This window comes from Pseudomonas sp. AP3_22 TE3818 (genome assembly GCF_053628995.1).
The window spans coordinates 2,090,701-2,114,120 of record NZ_JBRJHL010000001.1 but is presented as its reverse complement, the minus strand read 5'-3'; the positions used below and the strand labels follow the sequence as shown (position 1 = coordinate 2,114,120).

Below are 23,420 nucleotides of genomic sequence, written 5' to 3'. Positions count from 1 at the left end.
TCCGAAAGGGCGCGGTCGCGGCCGCGCCACAACCCTTCATCACCTGGAGCAATCGTGATGTCCTCTTCACCTGCAACTCTGCAAAGCTTCATCGCCGGCCGCTGGATCGGCCAACACGGCGCACAAATCCTGCGCAGCGCCATCGACGGCCATGAAATCTTCCGTACCCATGAAGAACGCCCGGACTTCGCCGAAGCCATCGAGCACGGTCGTCGCCAGGGCATCAGCGGCTTGATGGCGCTGGACTTCCAGCAGCGCGCCCAGCGTCTCAAGGCCCTGGCCCTGTACCTGAGCGAGCGCAAGGAACAGCTCTATGCGATCTCCCACCACAGCGGCGCGACCCGTGCCGACAGCTGGATCGACATCGAAGGCGGCAACAGCACACTGTTCACCTACGCCAGCCTCGGTTCGCGGGAACTGCCGTCGGGCAACGTCGTCCACGAAGGCCCGGCGCTGCAACTGAGCAAAATGGGCACCTTCGCCGGTACCCACATCCTCGTGCCGCGCGGTGGCGTGGCCGTGCACATCAATGCCTTCAACTTCCCGATCTGGGGCATGCTGGAGAAATTCGCGCCGAGCTTCCTCGCCGGCATGCCGTGCATCGTCAAACCGGCCAGCGCCACCAGCTACCTGACCGAAGCCGTGGTGCGCCTGATGGATGAATCCGGCCTGTTGCCAGCGGGCAGCCTGCAACTGATCATCGGCAGCACCGGCGACCTGCTCGACCGCCTGCAGGGCCAGGACGTGGTGACCTTCACCGGTTCCGCCGACACGGCGGCCAAGCTGCGGGTCAATCCGAACCTGATCTGCAACTCGGTGCCGTTCACCGCCGAAGCCGACTCGCTGAACTGCGCGATCCTCGCCCCGGACGTGACCCCGGACGACGAAGAATTCGAGCTGTTCATCAAGGAAGTCGCCCGGGAAATGACCACCAAGGCCGGGCAGAAATGCACCGCCATCCGCCGCGCCATCGTGCCGGCCAAACACATCGACGCAGTCGCTACCCGTCTGCGTGATCGCCTGGCCAAAGTGGTGGTCGGCGACCCGTCGGTGGAAGGCGTGCGCATGGGCGCACTGGCTTCCCACGACCAGCAGAAAGACGTGGCCGAGCGCCTTGAAGCCCTGTTGCAGAGCAGCGACATGCTGTTCGGCGCCCGCGACGGTTTCGAACCGCGCGGCGAGAACGTCGACAAGGGTGCGTTCTTCGCCCCTACCTTGCTGCAAGCGCGCGATCCGCATGCCGAAGGCGGCGCTCACGATATCGAAGCGTTTGGCCCGGTCAGCACCCTGATGGCTTACGACGATCTCGATGAAGCGCTGGCCCTGGCGGCACGTGGCAAAGGCAGCCTGGTCGCCAGCCTGGTGACCAAGGATCCGCAAATCGCCGCCAAAGCCATCCCGGTGGCGGCTGCGTTGCACGGGCGCCTGCTGGTGCTGGATCGCCATTGCGCCGGTGAATCCACCGGCCACGGTTCGCCGCTGCCGCAGCTCAAGCACGGCGGACCGGGTCGTGCCGGCGGCGGTGAAGAACTCGGCGGTTTGCGCGCGGTGAAGCACTATCTGCAACGGGCGGCGGTGCAAGGTTCGCCGACCATGCTGGCAGCGGTCACCGGCGAATTCGTGCGTGGCGCCAAAGTCATCGAAACCGATGTGCATCCGTTCCGTCGCTACTTCCAGGACCTGCAGATCGGCGAGTCGCTGCTGACCCATCGCCGCACCGTCACCGAAGCGGACCTGGTGAACTTCGGCTGCCTGTCGGGCGACCACTTCTACATGCACTTCGACGACATCGCGGCCAAGGAATCGCAATTCGGCAAGCGCATCGCCCACGGTTACTTCGTACTGTCGGCAGCGGCCGGGTTGTTCGTATCCCCCGGCGTCGGCCCGGTGCTGGCCAACTACGGCCTGGACACCCTGCGCTTCATCAACCCGGTGGGCATCGGCGACACCATCCAGGCGCGCCTGACCTGCAAACGCAAGATCGACCAGGGCAAGAAGAGCCCGCAGGGGATTCCGCAAGGGGTGGTGGCGTGGGATGTGGAAGTGACCAACCAGTTGGGTGAACTGGTGGCCAGTTATGACATTTTGACCTTGGTCGTAAAACGCGAAGACTGACCATCGCCCTGTAGGAGCCGGCTTGCCGGCGATCGCGATGTGTCAGCGACCACGGTCCCGACTGACAGGCCGCCATCGCCGGCAAGCCGGCTCCTACAAGTTTGCTGGTTGGCCACGGATTTTGTGATCTGCATTGCCGGACTTAATGCTTGCGCAACCACTCGATAAACAACGCAAACAACTCCGACTGCGACCCCACCTCCAGTTTCAGGTACAGGTTCTTGCGGTGCATGCGTACGGTTTCCGGCGAGATGTTCATCTGGCTGGCCGTGGATTTCACTGAATGCCCGCGCAACACCATGTGCGCCACTTCCCGCTCGCGTTCGGTCAGCAATTCACAACCAAAGTTCTCGAACGCCGCCTGTACCCGATGCTTGAGATCATCGCGCAGGCCTTGCTCGTCATCACGCTCGATCCCGGCACTGCGCAGCAGTCCACGCTGGCTGAACTCGCTGATGAACTCACGCACCAGCGGTTCGACGGCGCGCAGCAGGTTCAACTGTTCGTCGCTCAGACACTCACCGCCGAAACCCTGATAGAGGCTGACCGAAATCTTCGTGTCATTGCCGGTATCGACGATGTAGTAGCTGTCTTCCGAACAGCCCGCCTTCAGGTAATAGGATTTGTAATAGTCACTGTCGAAGAAGTTGTCCGGGGCGATTTCCTCCAGGTGATAGAAGCCTTGCGCCAACCCCTGCTCCACCGCCAGGCAGAACGGGTCGAGCAAATAGCCCCCGGAAAAATAGCGCTCAAGAATCGAGACCTGATACTCCTGGGCAATCCCGCGCTGATGCAGCAGCTGGGGCGCGCGGTCCTTGCGCTCCAGGCTGATCATCATCGACTCGACGGACACCAGCTGCGCCAACGCTGACGCCAGGTACTGCAGGGCGTCAGGCTCATCGACATGGGCGAATGCCTCGCGCATTCCCCCATGCCATTTGTGCAACGCCCCGAAGGGCATCGCGATCAGCGTATCGTCGTCTGGTTTGCTCATGCCCCGCAGTCTAGCGGGTGCGCAAGCCCTTGGTAATAGCCTGTTCAGCGAGTTCATTGGCCGAAATACTGGCCGCTCTGCTCAAGCTCGGCCGCCACTTCCAGAATGCAATCGCGCAAGGTCTCGACGATTTCATCGACCTGGGCAAACGTCAGGATCAACGGTGGCGACATCACGTTGAGGTGCATGATCGGCCGCACCAGCAACCCCCGGGCCTGTGCCCGCACGTGGATCTTCTCGCCGATGTTGATCTCGTCGGGGAACAGTGCCTTGGTGTGTTTATCGGCGACGAACTCCACGCAGGCCATGAGTTTCTGGCAGCGCACATCCCCCACCAGCGGCAAGTCGCGCAGGGTGGCCAGGCGCTCTTCCAGATAAGCGCCCACCGTGTCGACATGGGCCAACAGGTTTTCCCGCTCGATGATTTCGATGTTCTTCAGCGCCGCCGTGCAGCACACCGGGTGGCCGCTGTAGGTGAAGCCGTGGGTGAAGCAGCGGCCCTTGCCCGGCTCGGCGATGACCTTCCAGATGCGCTCGGAAAAGATGCACGCGCCCAGCGGCAGGTAAGCCGAGGTCAGGCCCTTGGCGGTGGTGATGATGTCGGGCTGCACGTCGAACACATCCCGGGAAGCGAAGAACTTGCCGAGGCGCCCGAACGAGGTCACCACTTCGTCGGCGACGAACAGGATGTCGTAGCGCTGGCAGACGTCCCACATGCGTTTGAGGTAGCCCCGGGGCGGAATGATCACCCCGCCCGAGCCCATGATCGGTTCGGCAAAGAAAGCGGCGACCTTGTTCGCGCCAATCGACAGGATCTTGTCTTCGAATTCCTTGACCAGGAACTCGAGGAACTGCGCCTCGTCCATGCCGTCCGGCGCGCGGTACGGGTTGGGGTTGGAGACGTGGTGGATCAGCGGGTTGGCGTAATCGAACTCCGGCACCCGGTCGGCGGCCTTGTTGCCGATCGACATGGTCAGGGTGGTGGAGCCGTGATAGGCGTTGAACCGGGCGATGACGTGTTTCTTTTCCGGCTTGCCACGGCAGTTCTGGTAGTACTGGATCAGCCGGTAAGCGGTGTCCACGGCGGTGGAGCCGCCGGTGGTCAGGAACACATGGTCGAGGTCGCCGGGGGCCAGGCTGGCGAGTTTTTCGCACAGCTGGATGGCAACGTTGTTCGACATGTCGGAAAACGGGTTCGAATAGGCCAGCTGGCGCACCTGGTCGGCGATGGCCTCGGCCATTTCCTCGCGGCCCAGGCCGATGTTGGTGCACCACATGCCGCCCACCGCATCGAGAAAGCGGTTGCCCTGGGTGTCGTAGATGTAGGCGCCATCGCCGGCAACGATGTTCAACGAGCCTTGCTCGGCGTGTTCGTCGAACATGTGGTAGCCGTGCATGTGATGGGCCTTGTCGGCCTTGACCAGCCGGGACTCGTCCGCTGGGGAAAAAACACTGCGTGTTGGCGTCGCCATAAATAAACCTCTAACCGAAATGACTCACGATCGAACAAATCAGATGCCGCTTTTCACGGTGCTCCAGACCCGGGTAATCGCCCGCATGTCCTTGGCGTCCTGGGTCTTCTGCGGGAACAGGCGCTTGCGGGTCTGTGCATCGGGGTAGATCGCCGGGTTGTCGCGTACTTCGGCGTTCAACAGGGGCGTGGCCGCCGCGTTACTGTTGGCGTAATTGATGTAGTCACTCACATCCGCCATCACCTGCGGCTGCATCAGGTATTCCAGGAATTTGTGCGCATTGGCGACGTGCGTCGCATCGGCCGGGATGTACAGGTTGTCGAACCAGATGAGCGAGCCTTCCTTGGGGATGAAGTACGCCAGGTTGATCTGCTTCTTGGCTTCTGCCGCGCGGGCCATGGCCGTGGCGTAATCGCCGGACCAGGTCATGGCCATGCACACATCGCCGTTAGGCAGGCTGGTCAGGTAATTGACCGAGTCAAATTTGCGGATGTAGGGCCGCACCGACAACAGCAACTCCTGGGCGGCCTTCAAATCCTCCGGCGCGGCGCTTCTCGGATCGCGCCCCAGATACGTCAAGGCCATGGGGATGACTTCGGTTGGCGCATCGAGCAGGGTCACGCCACAGTCGGCGAAGCGCGAGACGATCTTCGGATCGAAGATCATCGCCAGCGAACCGATCGGCGCGTCCGGCATGCGCTCCTTGATCTTGTCGACGTTGTAGGTCACGCCGTTGCTGCCCCAGGTGTAGGGCGCCGAGTACTGGGTGCCGGGGTCGTAGCCTTGCAGATCCTCAAGGACTTGCGGGTCGAGGTTGGTCCAGCCCGGCAGCTGTTTTTTGTCCAGCGGCTGGAACACCTTGGCCTTGATCAGGGGTGGCGCGAGCGAGGCGTTCAACACGATCAGGTCATAACCGGAATGGCCGGTGAGCAACTTGGCCTGCACCGTTTCATAAGAGTCGAAGGTGTCGTAGACCACCTTGATTCCGGTGGCCTTTTCGAAGTCGGCGATGGTTTTTTCACCGATGTAATCCGCCCAGTTGTACAGCCGCAGCGTATTACTGTCGTCCACTTGTGCGGCGTAGGCATGAAAGGTCAGCGGTACAACAAACAGACTGGAAATCACCTTAAGCAGTGTCTTGCCCATAGCAAATGCACCTTATAGCGAGTTCGGCTCTGGATGAGCGGATGCCTCCACTATTGGTCGATTGGCCGGGCGGAACCATACCCCGAATGGGTGTGTGTCGTTTTTTGGCACACCGGCATGGCAAAAAGCGGCAGCGCAGTTGACCCGTTTTGCCATAGATCGGGATTTGTCCGGCGCTTAAAGTGGCAGCCTGAACCGACCCTGCGGAGCCTGCGATGACAGAATTGATCAAACACGAGCAACGCGACGGCGTGTTGACGCTGACCATCGACCGCCCGGACAAGCTCAATGCGCTGAACAACGCCATGTACACGCAACTGGCCGACCTGTTGCTGGCCGCCGACGAAGACCCGCAGACCGGCGTGATCATCCTCACCGGCGGCCCGGCCTGCTTCACCAGTGGCAATGACCTGGTGGATTTCCTCCAGCATCCGCCGACGCATCTGGACGCCCCGGCGTTCCGCCTGATGAAAGTCGTCACGCGCCTGCAAAAGCCGCTGATCGCGGCAGTCTGCGGGGCGGCCATCGGCATCGGCACCACCTTGCTGCTGCATTGCGACCAGGTGCTGGTCACCCGCAACGCCAAGCTGCGCATGCCGTTCGTCAACATCGGCCTGTGCCCCGAGTTCGGTGCCAGCCTGTTGCTGCCACGCCGGCTCGGTCACGCCCGCGCCGCGAGCCTGCTCCTGCTGGGCAACGGCCTGGACGGCAACGACGCGGTGAACTGGGGCATCGCCAACGAAGCCTTCGATGACGGCGAGCAATGCCTGGCAGCGGCCAGAAAAATCGCCCAGCGCTTTTTGGCCCTGCCCCAGGAGGCCTTGCGCCAGTCCCGGCAGTTGATGAAACAGGCGACGTTGCCGGAACTGGAAGCCACCCTGCGCGAAGAAAACACGCTGTTCATCCAGCGCCTGAATACCGACGAGGCGAAAAACGCCTTGAACGCCCTGCTCAATCGCAGTACAGACAAGAATCCACCGAAAGGAAACCAGCCATGAACACTCCGGAAATCTACGTCGTCAGCGCCGCCCGTACCGCCATCGGTACGTTCGGCGGTTCGCTCAAGGACGTGCCCCTGGCCGACCTCGCGACCACGGCCGTGAAAGCCGCCCTGGAACGAGCCGCCGTGGACCCGGCGCTCGTTGGCCATCTGGTGATGGGCAACGTGATCCCGACCGATACCCGCGACGCCTACATCTCCCGCGTCGCGGCGATCAACGCCGGCATCCCGAAGGAAACCCCGGCCTACAACGTCAACCGCCTGTGCGGTTCGGGCCTGCAAGCGATCATCAACGCCGCCCAGACCCTGATGCTCGGCGATGCCGACATCGTCGTCGGCGCCGGTGCCGAATCCATGAGCCGCGGCCCGTACCTGATGCCGTCCGCCCGTTGGGGTTCGCGCATGGGCGACGCCCAGGTGATCGACTACATGCTCGGCATCCTGCATGACCCCTTCCATGGCATCCACATGGGCATCACCGCCGAAAACGTCGCCGCGCGCAACGGCATCACCCGCGAAATGCAGGACGCCCTGGCCCTGGAAGACCAGAATCGCGCGGCCCACGCGATTGCCAACGGCTACTTCAGCGAGCAGATCGCGACCGTGGAAATCCAGGATCGCAAAGGCGTCAAACTGTTCAGCGTCGACGAACACCCGCGCGCCACGTCCCTGGAACAACTGGCAGCCATGAAGCCGGCGTTCAAGAAGGACGGTTCGGTCACCGCCGGCAACGCCTCGGGCCTCAACGACGGCGCCGCCGCGCTGGTCATGGCCAGCGGCAACGCGGTCCAGGCCAACAGCCTGAAGCCACTGGCCCGCCTGGTCAGCTACGCCCACGCCGGCGTCGAACCGGAATTCATGGGCCTGGGCCCAATCCCGGCCACCCGCCTGGCGCTCAAGCGCGCCGGCCTGACCGTCGCCGACCTGGACGTGATCGAAGCCAACATCGCCTTCGCCGCCCAGGCCTGCGCCGTCAGCCAGGAACTGGACCTCGACCCGGCCAAGGTCAACCCGAACGGTTCGGGCATCGCCCTGGGCCACCCGGTGGGCGCGACCGGCGCAATCATCGCCACCAAGGCCATCCACGAACTGCACCGCACCGGCGGCCGTTACGCGCTGGTGACCATGTGCATCGGTGGCGGCCAGGGGATTGCGGCGATTTTCGAACGCGTGTAATCACCCTGCCTTACGCAAAACTGTAGGAGCTGGCTTGCCAGCGATGACGACCTCAAGGCCCCCCCGACCCTGAGGCCCCCATCGCCAGCAAGCCGGCTCCTACGGACCGCAACCCCCGCATTTCTCCTTGATGTATTTACCCGCCAACAAGTCGCATTTCGTCAATCCGCGCCCTGGATTAGCCCCCAGAACACGCAGCCGTTCCGCGCGGCCAGTGACTGATGAGATCGCTACCCTCCACATCACCGGCTTCGCCGCAAACCGGCTGCCACCAATCGAAATCAAAGCGGCGCCTTTTCCCCCTTGTCCAGAAAGATCTGCGCCGGCAATTCAAAGCCGCGCAACTTGAGCAACGCCAGTGGCCCTGCGCCCAGTTCGGTGCGCAGGTGCCAGGTCAGGTCGAGGCCATCAGGTGCCCTGAGCTGCACGCGGTACTGGCTGTCGGTGTCGTTCAGCGCGGTGACTTTCGCTTGTTCCAGCAGGCGGATCAGCCCCCAGGTGCCTTCGTAGTCGCCGAACAGCCGTTCATTGGCCAGCACACTGATCCACAACAAACGCGTGCCCGGATGCTGGCTGAAGCCCGGCCAGCTGAAGCGCTGCCAGCGTTCCTTCTGGTTGAAGTACTCATGCTTTTCGCCGTTGAGGATGAAGGTGGTCTGCACCACGTCGCGCACCGGCTTGCCGCGCAGCTCGAAACTCAGGCCCATGCCGCCGTCGGTGTAGAGCACGTCGGCGAGGTGGCTGAGCTGGTTGATCGCCGTCAGGAACTTCGGGTTGAAGTGCAGACCCTGGCTGTGCCGCGCGTCGGCCACCCAGCGGCTGCCTTCCTTGCGCAGCACACCGCCCAATTGCTGCTGGAGGAACTGGTCGATGCGCCCGGCGTCGGCGCGGATCATCTGCCCGAGCATCGGCAGCGAGGCGTCACTGCCGGTGGCAGCAAAGGGGTAGCGCCCGGCAAACGCGCCCTGCCAGTCCTTGACGATCGCCCGCTGCCACTGGCTGTTGAGGCCCGCCGTCGAGGGTTGCAGCACCCGTTGCCAGGCCTGCTCCAGCGGCTGCACGAACAGGGTCTGGCCGATCCCGTCCCACTCGGCACCGAGGCTGGCGGCGAGCAGGCTGCCGTAGGCCCGGGTGTCGGTGAGGTCGACGCTGTGGCCCTGGAACACGCTCTGCGCCAGGGCCTGAGTCATGGCCTGCGGGTTCGGCGCGTTGCTCACTTGTTGCAGCTTCAGGCGCACCCGCGTGACCCGGTTGAGGAAGGCTTGCAGGCTCAGGCGCTCGCTGTCGTTGGTGCGCTCGGCGTCCTTGCCCAACAGGCTCAGCAACGGCCCGAAGGTGGCGTCCAGCGGACCGCCCGGACCACTGAGCGACTGCTCGATCGGCGGCACGCTGTCCTGGGCGATCAGCTTCTGCGCCGACTTGATCAACGAATCGCCCAGGGCCTGGCCGCGCATGCCGGCCTGCCCCTGCCAGGCCAAGGTGTTCATCAGCGCGATCAGCGGCGACTGGCGCACGTCGCTCATCAGCGCCAGTTGATCGATCACCTCGCCCAGGCTGTCGACCGGTTGCCAGCGCAGGTGGTTGAGGAAGTCCAGCCAGGCGTTGGCGTAGTCCTGGAAGTAGCGTTCGGTCAGACGCTCGCGCAGTAGCTCCGGGCTCAATTCGACAGCGAGACTGGCGGGATTGTCGCTGAGCACCCAGTCGATTTCTTCGCGACGGGCCTCGGCGATGGCGGCGATGGCCGGACGCACCTGGCCTTCCCAGGCCTGACGAGTGAACACGCCGGGCACTTCGGCCGATGTGACGAACAGCGCCGCTGCCTCGGTGTCGCCGACCATCTGTGGCAGGCTCAGCGCCGGATAATGGTTGGCCGCGTCATCGAGGATTTTGCGGTACAGGCTGGCTTCGCCATTGCGCTGGCCCAACTGGCCAAGCAGCACTTGACGGGCCTGGGCCACCAGTCGCGGGTCGGCTTCGATGCGCCAGGCCGGATGGGCCGACAGTTGCTCGGCATAGAACTGCCACAAGGTGGGGGCCAGGCCCTGCCAGAGTCCCGGCGAGAACCCGGCGCGTTGCGGCTCGGCGTCGGTCAGGGCCTGGGCCAGGAACGCCGCGTCGGTTTTTTCCGGGCGCGCCAGCATCAGGTAGGCCTTGAGTTGCGCGTAGGCCACACCGGCACGCTTGCTGCGCTCGGGGCTGTCCGGCGGCAGTGTGACCAGCGCGTCGAGCCGCGCCTGCAAGTGGGCCACCGCCGGATCGCGCAGCAAGCGATTGTTGGCCTCGACGTAACGCGGCCACAGCATGGCCAGCAGCGCATCGTTTTGATTCAGGCCAAAACGCTGATACCACGGTGTGCCGTGCTCGGCGCGGTAATCCAGGCGAGCGAGTTCGCGGACCAGTTCGTTGAACGCCAGGAATTGCTCATCAGCGCTTTGCGATTGTTCGAGGGTGGTCAACACGGTCTGCACCTGCGCGATCTGCACGCGGTTGGTAGCGAACGACAGCAGCAGGCCAGCGCCCCAGATCACTGCCAGAGCCAGCACCGCTGCGTAGCCGATGCGCACGGCGCTCCAGCCCAGACGGCGACGGTGCACGGCTTTGTCGCCGAGCACGCCCTCCCAAGGCGGCGTAACATGCCACAGACGCCCGGCATCTTCCGCGCCGCCCGGCAACGGCAGGCTGAACCACAAACCGCGCAACGGCACGCTCCGGGCAAAGATACGGAACATCGGCGCCAACGCCTGACGCCAGCGGGCAATGCCCTCGACCTGCAGATCGCGGGCCAGGCGCACCAGAAAATCGTTACCCATCGAGTCTTGCATCTGCCCCCAGCCGGCGTTGCGCAGGGGTTGTACCAGGTTGTCCAGAGCCCCTTCCACCGCCTGCGGCGTCACGGGGATGGGCAAAAGGCAACCGACCGGATGGGTCGGGCGCCGGTCCTGTTTCCACTGGCTGTCGCAGACCTGCCACAAGTGCAGCGGTAGCTGCCAGCGCAGCTTGCGTGCCAGGGCTTGCAGGTGGCGTACGCCGTGGTCCATGGCGCGAGGGTCGGCGCTTTGTGGTTTGTTGAGGGCCCAGATGACGCCGTCGAGGGCACGCCAGCGGCTCAGCCATTGGCACAGGTTCAGTACCCTGTCGCTGGCAACAGTTTGCGTACTGCCGCCCCAGAGCAGGACGATGTCGTGACCTTCCAGCCAATGATGCTTGGCCAAGTCGGGGGCGATGGCGTTGATCTGCTCGGGTTCGCCGACGACCAGGAACACACGAACCTTGAACCGCCAGAGCAGGCCGTGTTGCTCGCGCAGGTGCTCATTGATCGCCGTGATGGTTCGTGCCACCTGGGACTCGACAGACTCCTCGAGGGAGACTGGCGCAGCCTGGCGAGCATCATCCCCCTCGAGCTGAAGATAATCGGCGCGCCCCAGTTGACGCCCCAGCCAATGGTAGCCACCCCGAAACATCACCCCGAGGGTGAGGACCGATGTCACCGCCAGCCAGATCCTGTGCCGGTCACTGCCGGCGGCAATCCCCAGCCATTCGGGATGGAGCCAGAGCACTCCCCCCAAGACCAGACCGGTGAGCAACATCCCACCGATCAGCACACCGATCCCTACAGAGCGTCGAAACTGCATTCGAGACTTCCTATATCGAAAGTGGAGACACCGGCATCAGCACCGTGCTCCAAAGCCCGGCCGTGGCAGCGCCACCACCACTGAAAATGAATTGCGGCCCAGCGCCGCGCTCAACCGTATACGCAGCGGCAGCAATGGCCAGCCAGGGGGAGGCTTTCCCCGGTTGCCTGAGCAACGCATCGAGGTTGCACACACCCTGTGGCAGCTGGACTGGCATGGGCACCTCCCTCAACACGGTGGCGATAGCGGCATGACGTTGCGCATCGATCCCCGCCCGCCAGACCCGTTCGACCGCCTGCGCTTGCAGAGGCACCCAGTCGAGGGCCTGACGCGTGGCGTAGAGCAGATCGGTGTAAGTGGGCTCGCGTTCCTGCTCAGGGCGATGAAGGTAGGCGATCGGTGCCAAAGTGTTTTGCGTCAGACGATTGCCCAACAACAAACTCACGGCCGCTGTTGCCGTGCCTTCGGGTTGTTCAGGGGAAACATGCACGGCCAACACCAGCAACAAAGCCTGATCACCAATGCGCTGATCGAGCCATTGATCTACAGCAGCCAATCCACTGCCCTCGACAGCTACCGTCGATTGGCGGATGCCGGACTCTCGCCATATCCTTTGCCATGCAAAGCGCCATTGCTCCTCTGGCAACTTGCAATCGACCTCAAGTAACAGGGCCAAAGGCTTATCGTCAGACAATTGCTTAAGGATAGGTACCAGATCGGCAAGCCCCTGCCTTAGTAGAGTCAGTAATACCGCTTCCGGATCTTCACCCGAATCTTTAAACAATCGGCTGTGACTCACTGCTGCACCGCCCATACTGGGCGTTTGCGCCTTAACCTCAATCCCTCTCGGGAACGCTTCAAGTCCGGTCGTTTGCTCATCTGTTGGAGCTTGCAGCGAGGTGTACAAATTCACCCCCAAAACTTGCTGAGAGCGCCGCCCCCGACGGATCCTGCGGACCATGTCTTCCTCGCGGGCTTCATCCCATCCATCGGCAGCAGATTGTTCGCCGATGTGCAACAGCACTCGTCCGAAACCCAACACACACCAAGCCAGGAATGGAAGACCAAAAGCAAAGCTAAAAAAATCAGCAGGTTGTTGGCGCAAAGGTTCATCGCTGAACAATAAAGTCGCGCCCACGCCCAGCAGCAAACTCAGTAACAACAAGACGAGCCAAAGCCAGATGCGAGGCCGTGCAGGTCGCATCGCAAGAGCAGGCACCGTATCCAGTTTGACCGGCATGTCTACCTCGCCCCTGCTTCAGGCAATGAGGAAATCAATGCACAACCACAGGCGCATAAATGACCGTCAAAGGCGACCGGAATACCGTTGTCTTTAAACGTAGGATGTCCCTCGGCAATCACTGTGCGGCCATGGCCGGCAGTCGGGCACAACACCGGATCGCCCTCGCGAGCTACCCCGATACCGGTAAATTTCATCGCGGCCGAACCTGAGAGAACGGTGCCGCCACCGGTTGTTTTGTCACCGATACGGATGATGCTTTTCATGTTTTATCCCTAAGAAATTTTTCTATTCATGTTTGTTTTTGTTTAGTGCGACTAGCCTTTACAGGACTTAAGGAATTCGCCATTAACTTGAAGCGCACCCACCAAACTTTAAAATTTATTATGATCATAAATCTAGATACCAGCCTCTTTTAAAATATTTTCCACAAACAATTTTCTATGAGCCACCTCATTTAGAATACAGCTCTCTGACAGGAGCTCTCCTCTCTGCCCCCCCAGCTTAATATATGTGTCGCACAGTTTTTTAATGTACGACACCCATAGCTGATTACTCTTAGTGATCGTTGCAACTAGCTCCTTCGCCGAAGGATCTTTGCTTGCAGCATCAATATTAATTTCAATACTTTTCTTTTGCCTCCCTATTTCCGATTGCACACATAAAACTATTTTTGGGTGAATCGCTTTGGCCTCGTCAATACAAGCGGAATACTCTTGGGATCCTCCACTTGTTTCCGCATGGAACTCGCTACCATTAGCAAAACCAACAAAAAGACTACTTGTCGCAAATAACGCACTTCGTACTGCGATAGAGCCATTCAATTTCAGCACCAGTTATCTCCAGATCTAACAGTTCTCTTTTTCCGTCCACTTCTCTTCCGAGCAGCCTTGCCTGCAATGTTGGTAAACTTGAAAAAAGACGAGAATGCCAAAAACATGATACCAAGCAATTTACTCATAATTTGTCTCGGTAGGATTTGCATGTACGCTAATCCTCTTTAGAATTTTCTTTTTTCTTACAGGAAAGGTGGTCTGCCAGTTCGTGAAAAAATATTACTTCGCAGGACATAATAATTTCGCCCACAGGCTCAAACGGAGTGACTCCGATTTCAAAAAGAAGTCTTCCACCCTTGAACAAACCTTCCTTGAAGTCTACTGCCGCAAAGTCGCCATCAAATTTTTTTCCGTCTAATGAACATATTTCTTTCTGCTCCGAAACTTCTCCCAATTTTCCAGGAACAAGATTTTGAATGAACAAACAAGACTCATTCAGCGGAAGCAGATATCGAATAAAAAGATCACCAACGCTACCGGTTCCCGCCATAGCTACGTTTCTGTAGTCAAAGTCCTTGGCGATAGCTTGATTTGCAAAAACCAGTGCAAAAAGTAAAAAATACGTTTTATTCATTTCAAAAACTCCGCACGTCTTTTGAAGCGGTCATCTGGAACAGTCGCCCAATAGTTTTTGCTTGAAATTACCTCCTTAATGGCGCTGAAGTTATTTTCTACAAAAGGCTTCTGGATGAATGTCCTCGTATTGGTTCCGTAATCGCCTCTATAAATAAGATCAATTAAGACATCCTGAATCTTACCGTCTACCGCACTCCAATTAAGCGTCCCGTAGCTTCCTCTGACGGTGGCAAAAGCGCTCGTGCTGAGCGTCGCTGAAGCGATTGACGGCGCTGAAAAAAGAGGCCATGGCGTGTTTGAGCAGGCTATTGTCGAAGATGACATTCAATGAGAACGGCAATATCCGCCCTACAAACATTTATCAATAGCGATTTTTTTTAAATCACTCCCATCTAATCTCTGCAAAATAATAGGCTCTATAGATTGAAGGATATCGAGATACTTTGGCTTCAAATTGTCTCCACCGGTAAAAACCAGAAAGACAACAGTAGATCCGAAGTCAAAACAACCAAGAGGACCTTTTACATATTTTTGTGGTGACGCATTTTCGAGCGTACTCCTTGATGTGTATTTATCATAAATTTCATAATCACCAATAACTCCAAGCAAGAAACTGGTCGCCAAGCCATCCTTCAACATAGGCTGTGTATCGAATGAATAAATAGAAGACCACCAGCTATTTGAAAGCTTCTCCGCAAGCTCAACATAACCCTCATCAAGCGGAGTGTTTAATTCGCACATTCCAGTGGTCATTCTGGCGCCATTGTAGCTGTTTCGCCCATCTGAATAGACACAGTCAATTACTGCTTCCCGGCCCTTTGCCAGTAGCGTAAAATAAAAGTTATCCCTAGAAAGAACGAGCAATGCAGGGAGTCCATTAATTTCTATTAAGCTGCGATCAACATTATATTCAAATCCGGTGATATTGTGATAAATCGTTTCACCGTGGACATCACGCAATATTATGCTACCATCCTCAAACCCGTTTAAAATTTCCCCCGCAATTGCTTTAGAATCAAAAAACATTAAGATGCTGGAAATTAATACCAATAAGCTTCGCGTCATTTCTTTAAAACTCCGTTGACAATCGAGAAGTCCTCTTGAGAATTAGCTCAAATTTTTCTGCATACGAGGCTATAAGCTCTTGCTTGTCAGTACCATTTATAATTCGCCTAGCGGACAGGTAGTCAACTCCATTTTTATTTAGGTAGTCACTCATTTTCTTTCCTGTAAATAAACCCTTGCTCATGCCGACGATCATTATAGGTATGGAGTATTCAAATCTTCCCGCTGCGTCAGGATTTGAAACAAAATCAAATGAAAGCAAATTTGAGAATTTTCGATAATTATTTTTCCATGTCAGATGCACACAGCCGCGACCTCTATATTTGTACCCGTCACCTTCTTCGGTATTTCCATTATTCCTAGCGGCTACCCTAAGTTTTTCGGTTGGCGCAAGAACAGGGTCATATTTATCAAAATAGGAATACTCTCCAATTTCCGGCTTCTCGCTAAAAAACTCGCCTGTCAAATAATAATACGTTTCATGCCTGACAGTCGCCAGCATATAGGAAATCTCGTAAAGGTTTGCACTCTGAGAGGCAGATTTATAGTAGCTATTTATAGCGCTTATTAGCTTCCTCAAATTACTTTTTGACCCTGCCGTAAGCGCAGGCGTCCCTGAAAAGAAAAGGGTATGTATTTGTCCGTACTGCTGCAAAAAGTCCTCCACATTAATTAATTCGCCAATTATTGAGAAATGACCAAGCAACCCCACCGGATGAAAATGATAAGGCCGCCCCCAAGACGGTAATCCCACTTTCTCTGCCACTTCCCCCCACCAACTCATCTGCTCGATCCGCTGCTTCTCTGCCACCCAGTTCAAGTGCGGCGTCGAGCCGCTATGGCCGAGCAGTTCATCCAATGCATCCCACTTTTGCTCCTGGTAAAACCACTCGCTTTCCTTACGCAGGACCAGCTGCGAGATCGCCTGTGCCTTGGCGGGCAGGCGCAGGGCCGCTTGCAGTTCGTCGGCGGTCATTTTGCCGTCGCAGTTGCGGTGGATGATGTCGCACAGCCGGATCTTCATTCGGCCCTTTTGGTCTTTCTCCGCCAGGTGGCTAAAGCGCTCGTGCTGAGCGTCGCTGAAGCGATTAACGGCGCTGAAAAATGAAGCCATGGCGTGTTTCGGCAGGCTGTAGTCGAAAATGACTTCATAGCCTTCCCACGACCAGGGGCTGAGCCAGGGCGTGACGCCGACTTCCTCACGCACCCAGCCGTTGAGCAGCTTGTCGTCCGCGTCATGAAGCAGGCCATCGAGACGGTACCAGTTGTAGGTTTTCCCGCTGGCACCAGTAGGCACCCGAATTTTCCGCTCGGGCGGCAAGCCATCCAGCAAGCTCTTGGGCACCAGCAGGTCGGCATCACTGCAGGGGTTGTCGCTGCTCCAGATGGGCAAAAGGCTGGCGCTAATGTGATCCTGATGCGCCGCCACGGGCGTGCCCCTGGCAAGCTTCAGCCAGGTCTTGTCCTTGTCCGGCAGGCGCTGGGCCCAGGCGCGGCTGTCCTCGAAGAACTCATCGATGTCATCGCCACTGAACACTTCCAGGTGCAGCTTCTGTTCGGACCGGTCCGCGCCGCTGTCCTGATAATCGCCAAGGTGACCGATCAGGTCCCCAGCCTTGATCGGCACCGGCTGCTCGAGCACCACGATCCGATCTACCGCCTGCGGTTCCTGCAGGCTTTCCAGCGAGTTGAAATGCACATACTGGTTGACCCGTTCCAGCTTGCGGAACGGGCCCTCGCCACTGACCGTGACGACGGTGCCGGTCGGCAGTTTCATCAGAATCTCGCACGGATCTTTCGGTTCGGCGCGAACGCGGACCCACTCTTTCGACGACTTGATGCGGTGCTGGTTGCCTCCAACCGGCTGCAGAATGCTGGCGGCGATGTAGCCCGCCAGCGAACCATCGGCTTTGACGAGTTTGGCGGGGCCGAGACGGTCTTCCAGCATGCGGTAACGCCATTTGCCGATGACCGTCACCACTGCACCGCGCGGCAGGAGGTCGATCACCTTGCCTCCGTCTTCATGACGCACGTTCAGGCCCGGCTCTGGCTGGCCCGCAAGGACGTCGTTCACCGTCTGCTTGACGCGCAGGGCCGTGCTTTGCGGCCAGTAGGCCGGACGTGGGAGGGTGGAGTCTTGATGGTATTTCGCCCAGTCCCGCAGGTGCATGTACAGGCTGTAGAAAGTCAGGCTCGGTGGCGTATCCGCACTGCCCTGGATTTTCGGGGGCTGCAAGCGGTGCCGCACCAGCACGAAATTGCGCGCGAAGGGTTTGTCGACGGTGAGGGTGTCGATGAAGTAGCGCGTCTTGGGCGAGTGCGTATCGACGCGGAAGGCCACCACTTCACCGTCGGCCAGGCAATGCACCGCTTGTTCCTGGGGGATGCCGGTGCCACTGTCGAAATGCACGCCGCCGTGAAACAGCCCGCTGCGACCGATCGGATAGTAACCGGCCGCAGCGCTGGCCAGGTGGGTCAGTTGTGCCAGCGGGCCTTGTGTGTCCTTGAACGGATGGCACCAGTTCTTCAGCGGCGCTGGCGTCTCGGATGGCGGTGGCGTGTGGATGGGCCGGGTATCGCGCGTCGGCAGGATGATCGGCGCGCTCGGCCGATCGAATCGCGCGTCCCTGTGGTTGCGGTGAAGTCCGAAAAGTCGGGCAAGCAAACTGGCCATGTTGAGTGTCGCTCCTTGTTATGCAAAGGGATCAGGCAGAGAAATCCGACAGTCTCACAGACTTGGTTTGGTGCTCGGATAGCCTGGAAAGCGTGGGCATTTCCGGCGTTTGCCTGGCTGGGCCGCTGTACTCGAAATTTGCGGCTTTGATGTTGTGGTCGCCCCTCGTACCGGATTCGATACCGCCCTCATCCAGGCTGAAATAGCTACCACCGCCGTTGAGGATGATTTTTTTCTTGGCGGTGATGCGGACTTCGTCCTCGGTGCTGGTGATCTCCAGGCCATGCCGGGCGATCAGTTCCAGCTGGTCGTTTTGCGCTTGGACGCTTATCGGCCCCTGATTGGCGATCAGCTTGATCCCCAGCTTGCGCACGAACAGGCTCAGGCCTTGGCCGACGCCAATGAACAGGCGCTTGACCACGCTGAGGTCGGCTTCGCCGCCGGCGTTGAGCATCAGGTTGTCTTGCGCCGCCAGTTGCAGGTGCTTCCCGCTGGTCAGGGCGATACCTTGCGGGGCGCTGAGCAGCAGGACCTGGGACTTGAGCTGTTCGAGGTCCTGGCGCAGCAGGTTGAGTTGCGCGGCCACGTCCGCCGGTTCGGCATTGGCGGCCTGGGCGTCGACCGAGAGCTTTTGCAGCTGTTCGCCGGCCTGTTGCAGGCGGCCGACGGCAGCGTCCATGTCCAGCACCGGGCCCTGCGCCTTGGCCTGCGCATCGGCACTGATGAACAGGCCCTTGCCGCCACGAATGGCACCATGACCATCGCTACGCAGTTCAAACCCTTCCCCACGTTTCTTCCGCTGGCCATCCACCAGATGCCCGAGGTTGAGTTGGCTCTTGCCGCCATACTCGGTGCTGAGCTTGACGTGCTCCTGCCCCCGGGTGTCGTCCAGGCGCAACTTGTTGTTGGCCGGCGTGCGCAGCACGTTGCGGTGGTCATTGCGCTGGGTCACCAGGTCGGGGTGCTGGTCGTCGTGCAGGGCATGGGCGATGTAGGGTTTGTCCGGATCGCCCTGTTCGAAGGCGATGGCCACTTCGGTGCCGGCGATCAGCGGCAGGTGCAGGCCGTAGGTGTCGCCGGCGTAGGCGCGGGCCTGGCGCAGCCATTTGCTTTCGCGGCCGGCGGGCCAGGTGTCGCGGTCGAAGAGGAATTTGACCCGGTAGCGCCCTTGCATGTCGATTTCGGTGTACAGGGGGTTGCTCTGGGGGTGAGTAACGCGCGCTGGCAGGGTGCCGGCGATTTGTGGTTTGGCTAGCAAGGGTGGGCGAAAGCACAGGCGCAAGGCGTAGGGCATGGCTTCGAAATCGCAGGTCAGGCTGCGGTCGCGGGCGGCGCGGGTGGTGATCTTTGTGATCACCACCCGGGAGGCGAAGGCCTTGGGGGCGTCGCCGCTGACGGTCAGGACCTGGCCCGGGGCCAGGGTGGCGCTGCTGCTGGTACCGCTGAGGTGGGTCTGGTTGTTGAGGTAGCGTTCGTGGCGCAGGCGCGCATAGAAAAAGCCGCTTTCGCTTTGCAGGTCTTCGTCGCGCAGGTGGGACTTGCCGAGCACGCGGTAGGGTTCGGCGTAGTGGTAGGCGTCGCCGTAGGTGTTGTCGGCGACGCCGCGGGTCGTGGCCACGCCGTGGGTGGCGGGCTCGCCGCGGGTCTGGTCGACCTCGCCGTCGAGAAAGGCACGGCTGTCGTCGGGGTGATAGGCGCGTACGCTGACCTGCTGTTCCACCACCCGGTGGCGGGTTTTCAGGGCCCAGACGCTGTCCTCGACGCTGTTGCTGAAGCCCGACGGCGAGCGCAGCGGCAGTTCGACGTCGAACTGGTAGCAGCGCTGGTCGTCGCAGAACTCGACGACGTCGAAGGCGAGCTCTTCGTGCTGGATGCAGCGGTACCAGATGCCGACGTCGGCCAGGATCCGGCTGATGAAGGCCAGGTCGCTTTCCTGGTACTGCATGACCTGCTCGCGCGGCGGGTACTCGCGCTTGAGGTTGAAGCGAAAGTGCCCGGTGTCGAGACCATGGCGGTCGCGCAGAATGCTTTTGACGATGTCTGGCACGGACTGGTGCTGATAGATCCGCGTCTGCTGGCCGCGATCGAGCAGGGCCAGGCGCGGTTGCAGGGTGACTTCGTAGCGGGCTTCGTCGATTGAGGCGGACAGGCGCTGGCAGGCGGTGATGCGGCCATAGACGGTGCGCAGGGGCTTGGGCGGCCTGGGCACTTCCCAGTCGAACACGGGCACGTTGGACGGTGCGTCGTACAGGCTGAACTCGGCGTACTGGCCGATGAATTTTTCCGCGCCGATGTCGAGGTCGCTGGCGGTGAATTCGATACGGTAGAGGTAGGGTTGGCTAAGGTACTCATGGCCCTCGAAGGTGAGGACGTCAAGGTGGGTGTCGAGCTGGTCGATCTTGAGTGTGTGGCGGTTGTGGCCGATGAGGGTGCGCAGTGCGTTGGACAAAATCAGGCCTCCCTGGGCTTTTGAAGCGGACGGGGAGGCTTCGTTGCCACCCTCGTTGAAGCGCTGGGAAGCTTTCAAGAAGTTGAAAATTGTTGATATAGGACGCTTCCAATAAGCGCGTAGGGGGTTTCCGAATAATGCAGCAGACCACAACGCCCTATGAATCTACCTACAACAGCACAAGAATCCTCGGCATCTCGACACCGACCATGAATGAGTCTTTCTGACCAGGACTCCACCTGACGACCGGCAGCAAAAACCATTTGCCACAAAATATTACATACGTCATATTACATGCATCATAATTAAACGCCGCCTGACAGGTATCCCTCCATGACCAGCATGTCCACCGTAGAACCCGACCTGGACGCCCCGGTGCAACCGGCAAAACGTCCCCTGCTCAAGCGCCTGCTTCTGCCAACAATGGGGATAGCAGCGTTGGTGTTGGCCGGGGTGTATGGCGCGCATTGGTGGACGGCCGGGCGTTTCATCGAAGAAACCGACGACGCCTACATCGGCGGTGACGTAACGGTGATCGGGCCAAAGGTGGCGGGTTATATCGATGAAGTGCTGGTGAGCGATAACCAGAAGGTCAAGGCCGGCGATGTGCTGATCCGTCTCGATTCGCGCGACTACCGTGCCAACCTGGCCAAGGCCGAAGGCGCAGTGGCCGCCCAGGAGGCCCTGCTGGCCAACCTGGACGCCACCGAACAACTGCAACAGGCGGTCATCGGCCAGGCCCGCGCCGGCATCGACGCCGCCGGTGCCGAAGCCACCCGTTCGCGGGATGACGATGCCCGCTACAAAAAACTGGTGTCCACCAACGCCGTCTCGGTGGAAAGCGCCCAGCGCGCCAACGCCACGTTCAAGACGGCCCAGGCGCAAAGCAACCGCGCCCAGGCTGAATTGCTGGCCGCGCAACGCCAGTTGAATGTGATCGACACCCAGAAACAACAAGCCCGGGCCGCCTTGATCCAGGCCAGGGCCGAGCGCGATCTGGCGCAATTGAATGTCGGCTACACCGAACTGAAGGCACCGGTTGACGGCGTGATCGGCAACCGTCGGGCACGGGTCGGCGCCTATGCCCAGGCCGGCTCGCAATTGCTCTCGGTGGTACCGGCCAGCGGCCTGTGGGTCGACGCCAACTTCAAGGAAGACCAATTGGCGCACATGGTGCCGGGGCAACGGGTGGTGATCCGTGCCGACGTGCTCTCGGGGCAGGAGTTCCACGGTCACCTGGACAGCCTCGCCCCCGCCAGCGGTTCGCAATTCAGCGTATTGCCACCGGAAAACGCCACCGGCAACTTCACCAAGATCGTGCAACGGGTGCCGGTGCGGATTCACCTCGACCCGGCCGACAGTGTGCTCGGACACCTGCGTCCGGGATTGTCGGTGACCGCTGAAGTGGACACGCGCAAGGCGCCTGATGCGCCAGCCGTGGCCAGCGCGCCATGAGCCGCGCCCTCGCCGCCCCGGCGCAACCGTTCAATGCCGCGGACATGGCGACGGCCACCAAGGTCTTCGCCTTTGCCAGCATGTGCATCGGCATGTTCATTGCGCTGCTGGATATCCAGATTGTCTCGGCCTCGTTGCGTGACATCGGCGGCGGACTCTCCGCCGGCACCGACGAAACCGCGTGGGTGCAAACCAGTTACCTGATCGCCGAAATCATCGTGATCCCGCTGTCAGGCTGGTTGTCCCGGGTGTTTTCCACGCGCTGGCTGTTCTGCGCATCGGCGGTGGGTTTCACCCTGACCAGCCTGCTGTGCGGCGTGGCCTGGAACATCCAGAGCATGATCGCCTTCCGCGCCCTGCAAGGCTTTCTCGGTGGTTCGATGATCCCGATGGTGTTCACCACGGCCTTCGTGTTCTTCACCGGCAAGCAACGGGTGATCGCCGCCGCGACCATAGGCGCAGTAGCGTCCCTGGCACCGACACTGGGGCCGGTGATCGGTGGCTGGATCACCGACATCTCGTCCTGGCACTGGCTGTTCTACATCAACCTGGTTCCCGGCATCTTTGTCGCCGTGGCCGTGCCGATGCTGGTGAAAATCGACCAGCCGGAACTGTCGCTGCTCAAAGGCGCGGATTACTTGAGCATGGTGTTTCTGGCACTGTTCCTCGGCTGCCTGGAATACACCCTCGAAGAAGGCCCGCGCTGGAACTGGTTCAGCGATCGCACGATCCTGACCACCGCGTGGATCAGCGGCCTGGCCGGGCTGGCGTTCATCGGCCGGACCCTGCATGTGGCCAATCCGATAGTCGATCTGCGCGCCCTGAAGGATCGCAATTTTGCCCTTGGCTGCTTCTTCTCGTTCGTCACCGGCATCGGCCTGTTCGCCACCATTTACCTGACGCCGCTGTTCCTCGGCCGGGTGCGTGGCTACGGTGCGCTGGACATTGGTCTGGCGGTTTTCTCCACCGGGGTGTTCCAGATCATGGCGATTCCGCTGTACGCCTTTCTGGCCAACCGCGTCGACCTGCGCTGGATCATGATGACCGGCCTCGGGCTGTTCGCGTTATCGATGTGGGATTTCAGCCCGATCACCCATGACTGGGGAGCCAGGGAGTTGATGTTGCCGCAAGCCTTTCGCGGGATTGCCCAGCAACTGGCGGTACCGCCCGCGGTGACGCTGACCCTCGGCGGCCTGGCACCGGCGCGGCTCAAACATGCCTCGGGTTTGTTCAACCTGATGCGTAACCTGGGCGGGGCTATCGGCATCGCGGCGTGTGCGACCATCCTCAACGACCGCACCAACCTGCATTTCACCCGGCTGGCGGAAAACCTCAACAGCACCAACGAGGCCCTCAACCAATGGCTGTCCCAGGTCGGCAACAACTTCGCCGCCCTCGGCCAGAGCGGTGACGCCGGGGTCACCGCCAGCCTGCATCAACTCTGGTTGCTGACCTACCGCGAAGCCCAGACACAAACCTATGGCGACGCGTTTCTGATGATCGGGGTGTGCTTCGTCATCGCCACGGCGATGGTGCCCCTGATGCGCAAGGTGCAACCACCGGCCGCGCCGAGTGCCGATGCCCATTGAG

Annotated in this window: 16 protein-coding genes; 5 read left to right on the top strand and 11 right to left on the bottom strand. The window is 60.1% G+C overall.

Annotated elements, in window-relative coordinates:
• The first annotated feature begins 57 nt into the window (after positions 1-57).
• Complete coding sequence (paaZ, locus tag AB7M25_RS09625; RefSeq protein ID WP_454237213.1) at positions 58-2,115, top strand: phenylacetic acid degradation bifunctional protein PaaZ; 2,058 nt, start codon at positions 58-60, stop codon at positions 2,113-2,115.
• 142 nt (positions 2,116-2,257) lie between these two features.
• Here the strand turns inward: paaZ and AB7M25_RS09620 are convergent, their stop codons facing one another.
• The 3 genes from AB7M25_RS09620 to AB7M25_RS09610 are packed head-to-tail and all read right to left on the bottom strand — an operon-like array spanning position 2,258 to position 5,727.
• On the bottom strand, positions 2,258-3,166 hold the full coding sequence (locus AB7M25_RS09620; protein WP_008049805.1) for a helix-turn-helix transcriptional regulator: 909 nt from the start codon (positions 3,164-3,166) through the stop codon (positions 2,258-2,260).
• Positions 3,163-4,581 carry an aminotransferase gene (locus tag AB7M25_RS09615; protein ID WP_454237212.1) on the bottom strand — a complete coding sequence of 473 codons (1,419 nt, stop codon included), beginning with the start codon at positions 4,579-4,581 and terminating at the stop codon, positions 3,163-3,165. Before AB7M25_RS09615 ends, AB7M25_RS09620 begins: the two co-directional genes overlap by 4 nt.
• 39 nt (positions 4,582-4,620) lie before the next feature.
• A complete protein-coding gene (locus AB7M25_RS09610) occupies positions 4,621-5,727 on the bottom strand; it encodes a polyamine ABC transporter substrate-binding protein (protein ID WP_429561433.1) in 1,107 nt (368 codons plus the stop codon).
• Positions 5,728-5,942: 215 nt separating this feature from the next.
• Between AB7M25_RS09610 and AB7M25_RS09605 the strand changes: the two genes are divergently transcribed.
• Positions 5,943-6,725 carry an enoyl-CoA hydratase-related protein gene (locus tag AB7M25_RS09605; protein ID WP_429561434.1) on the top strand — a complete coding sequence of 261 codons (783 nt, stop codon included), beginning with the start codon at positions 5,943-5,945 and terminating at the stop codon, positions 6,723-6,725.
• Positions 6,722-7,903, top strand: coding sequence for an acetyl-CoA C-acyltransferase family protein (locus AB7M25_RS09600; protein ID WP_454237211.1), 1,182 nt, complete (start codon positions 6,722-6,724; stop codon positions 7,901-7,903). The genes AB7M25_RS09605 and AB7M25_RS09600 overlap by 4 nt, the downstream gene beginning before the upstream one ends.
• Before the next feature lie 281 nt (positions 7,904-8,184).
• Here AB7M25_RS09600 and AB7M25_RS09595 read toward each other — a convergent pair whose 3' ends face one another.
• The 8 genes from AB7M25_RS09595 to AB7M25_RS09560 all read right to left on the bottom strand — a co-directional run bounded on the left by AB7M25_RS09595 (position 8,185) and on the right by AB7M25_RS09560 (position 20,375).
• Entirely contained in the window at positions 8,185-11,535 is a 3,351-nt protein-coding gene (locus tag AB7M25_RS09595; RefSeq protein ID WP_429561436.1) for an ImcF-related family protein, read from the bottom strand.
• A gap of 10 nt (positions 11,536-11,545) precedes the next feature.
• Positions 11,546-12,775 (bottom strand): hypothetical protein, encoded by a 1,230-nt coding sequence (locus AB7M25_RS09590; RefSeq protein ID WP_429561437.1) that lies wholly within the window; start codon positions 12,773-12,775, stop codon positions 11,546-11,548.
• A gap of 2 nt (positions 12,776-12,777) precedes the next feature.
• A complete protein-coding gene (locus tag AB7M25_RS09585; protein ID WP_429561438.1) occupies positions 12,778-13,041 on the bottom strand; it encodes a PAAR domain-containing protein in 264 nt (87 codons plus the stop codon).
• A gap of 132 nt (positions 13,042-13,173) precedes the next feature.
• The gene (locus AB7M25_RS09580) at positions 13,174-13,608 is read right to left on the bottom strand and encodes a hypothetical protein (RefSeq protein ID WP_429561439.1); all 435 of its coding nucleotides are present in this window, start codon (positions 13,606-13,608) and stop codon (positions 13,174-13,176) included.
• 157 nt (positions 13,609-13,765) lie between these two features.
• The gene (locus tag AB7M25_RS09575) at positions 13,766-14,185 is read right to left on the bottom strand and encodes a hypothetical protein (RefSeq protein WP_429561440.1); all 420 of its coding nucleotides are present in this window, start codon (positions 14,183-14,185) and stop codon (positions 13,766-13,768) included.
• 350 nt (positions 14,186-14,535) lie between these two features.
• Positions 14,536-15,252 carry a hypothetical protein gene (locus AB7M25_RS09570; protein WP_429561441.1) on the bottom strand — a complete coding sequence of 239 codons (717 nt, stop codon included), beginning with the start codon at positions 15,250-15,252 and terminating at the stop codon, positions 14,536-14,538.
• A 4-nt stretch (positions 15,253-15,256) separates the two neighbouring features.
• A complete protein-coding gene (locus AB7M25_RS09565; RefSeq protein ID WP_429561442.1) occupies positions 15,257-17,926 on the bottom strand; it encodes a hypothetical protein in 2,670 nt (889 codons plus the stop codon).
• Between the two features lie 31 nt (positions 17,927-17,957).
• Positions 17,958-20,375: a type VI secretion system Vgr family protein gene (locus tag AB7M25_RS09560; RefSeq protein WP_454237210.1), complete on the bottom strand. Its 2,418-nt coding sequence runs from the start codon at positions 20,373-20,375 to the stop codon at positions 17,958-17,960.
• Between the two features lie 333 nt (positions 20,376-20,708).
• Here AB7M25_RS09560 and AB7M25_RS09555 point away from each other — a divergent pair, with 333 nt between their 5' ends.
• Together AB7M25_RS09555 and AB7M25_RS09550 are read left to right on the top strand one after the other, a co-directional pair.
• Complete coding sequence (locus tag AB7M25_RS09555) at positions 20,709-21,830, top strand: HlyD family secretion protein (protein ID WP_454237209.1); 1,122 nt, start codon at positions 20,709-20,711, stop codon at positions 21,828-21,830.
• Complete coding sequence (locus AB7M25_RS09550) at positions 21,827-23,419, top strand: DHA2 family efflux MFS transporter permease subunit (protein WP_104447975.1); 1,593 nt, start codon at positions 21,827-21,829, stop codon at positions 23,417-23,419. The genes AB7M25_RS09555 and AB7M25_RS09550 overlap by 4 nt, the downstream gene beginning before the upstream one ends.
• The last annotated feature ends 1 nt before the right edge of the window (position 23,420 follow it).

Bases quoted from the DNA above. Each gene is read 5' to 3' on its own strand.
- AB7M25_RS09575 (WP_429561440.1), bottom strand. From the start codon at position 14,185: ATGAATAAAACGTATTTTTTACTTTTTGCACTGGTTTTTGCAAATCAA.
- AB7M25_RS09570 (WP_429561441.1), bottom strand. From the start codon at position 15,252: ATGACGCGAAGCTTATTGGTATTAATTTCCAGCATCTTAATGTTTTTT.
- AB7M25_RS09590 (WP_429561437.1), bottom strand. From the start codon at position 12,775: ATGCCGGTCAAACTGGATACGGTGCCTGCTCTTGCGATGCGACCTGCA.
- AB7M25_RS09620 (WP_008049805.1), bottom strand. From the start codon at position 3,166: ATGAACTCGCTGAACAGGCTATTACCAAGGGCTTGCGCACCCGCTAGA.
- AB7M25_RS09555 (WP_454237209.1), top strand. From the start codon at position 20,709: ATGACCAGCATGTCCACCGTAGAACCCGACCTGGACGCCCCGGTGCAA.
- AB7M25_RS09610 (WP_429561433.1), bottom strand. From the start codon at position 5,727: ATGGGCAAGACACTGCTTAAGGTGATTTCCAGTCTGTTTGTTGTACCG.
- AB7M25_RS09595 (WP_429561436.1), bottom strand. From the start codon at position 11,535: ATGCAGTTTCGACGCTCTGTAGGGATCGGTGTGCTGATCGGTGGGATG.
- AB7M25_RS09605 (WP_429561434.1), top strand. From the start codon at position 5,943: ATGACAGAATTGATCAAACACGAGCAACGCGACGGCGTGTTGACGCTG.
- AB7M25_RS09550 (WP_104447975.1), top strand. From the start codon at position 21,827: ATGAGCCGCGCCCTCGCCGCCCCGGCGCAACCGTTCAATGCCGCGGAC.
- AB7M25_RS09565 (WP_429561442.1), bottom strand. From the start codon at position 17,926: ATGGCCAGTTTGCTTGCCCGACTTTTCGGACTTCACCGCAACCACAGG.
- paaZ (WP_454237213.1), top strand. From the start codon at position 58: ATGTCCTCTTCACCTGCAACTCTGCAAAGCTTCATCGCCGGCCGCTGG.
- AB7M25_RS09600 (WP_454237211.1), top strand. From the start codon at position 6,722: ATGAACACTCCGGAAATCTACGTCGTCAGCGCCGCCCGTACCGCCATC.
- AB7M25_RS09585 (WP_429561438.1), bottom strand. From the start codon at position 13,041: ATGAAAAGCATCATCCGTATCGGTGACAAAACAACCGGTGGCGGCACC.
- AB7M25_RS09615 (WP_454237212.1), bottom strand. From the start codon at position 4,581: ATGGCGACGCCAACACGCAGTGTTTTTTCCCCAGCGGACGAGTCCCGG.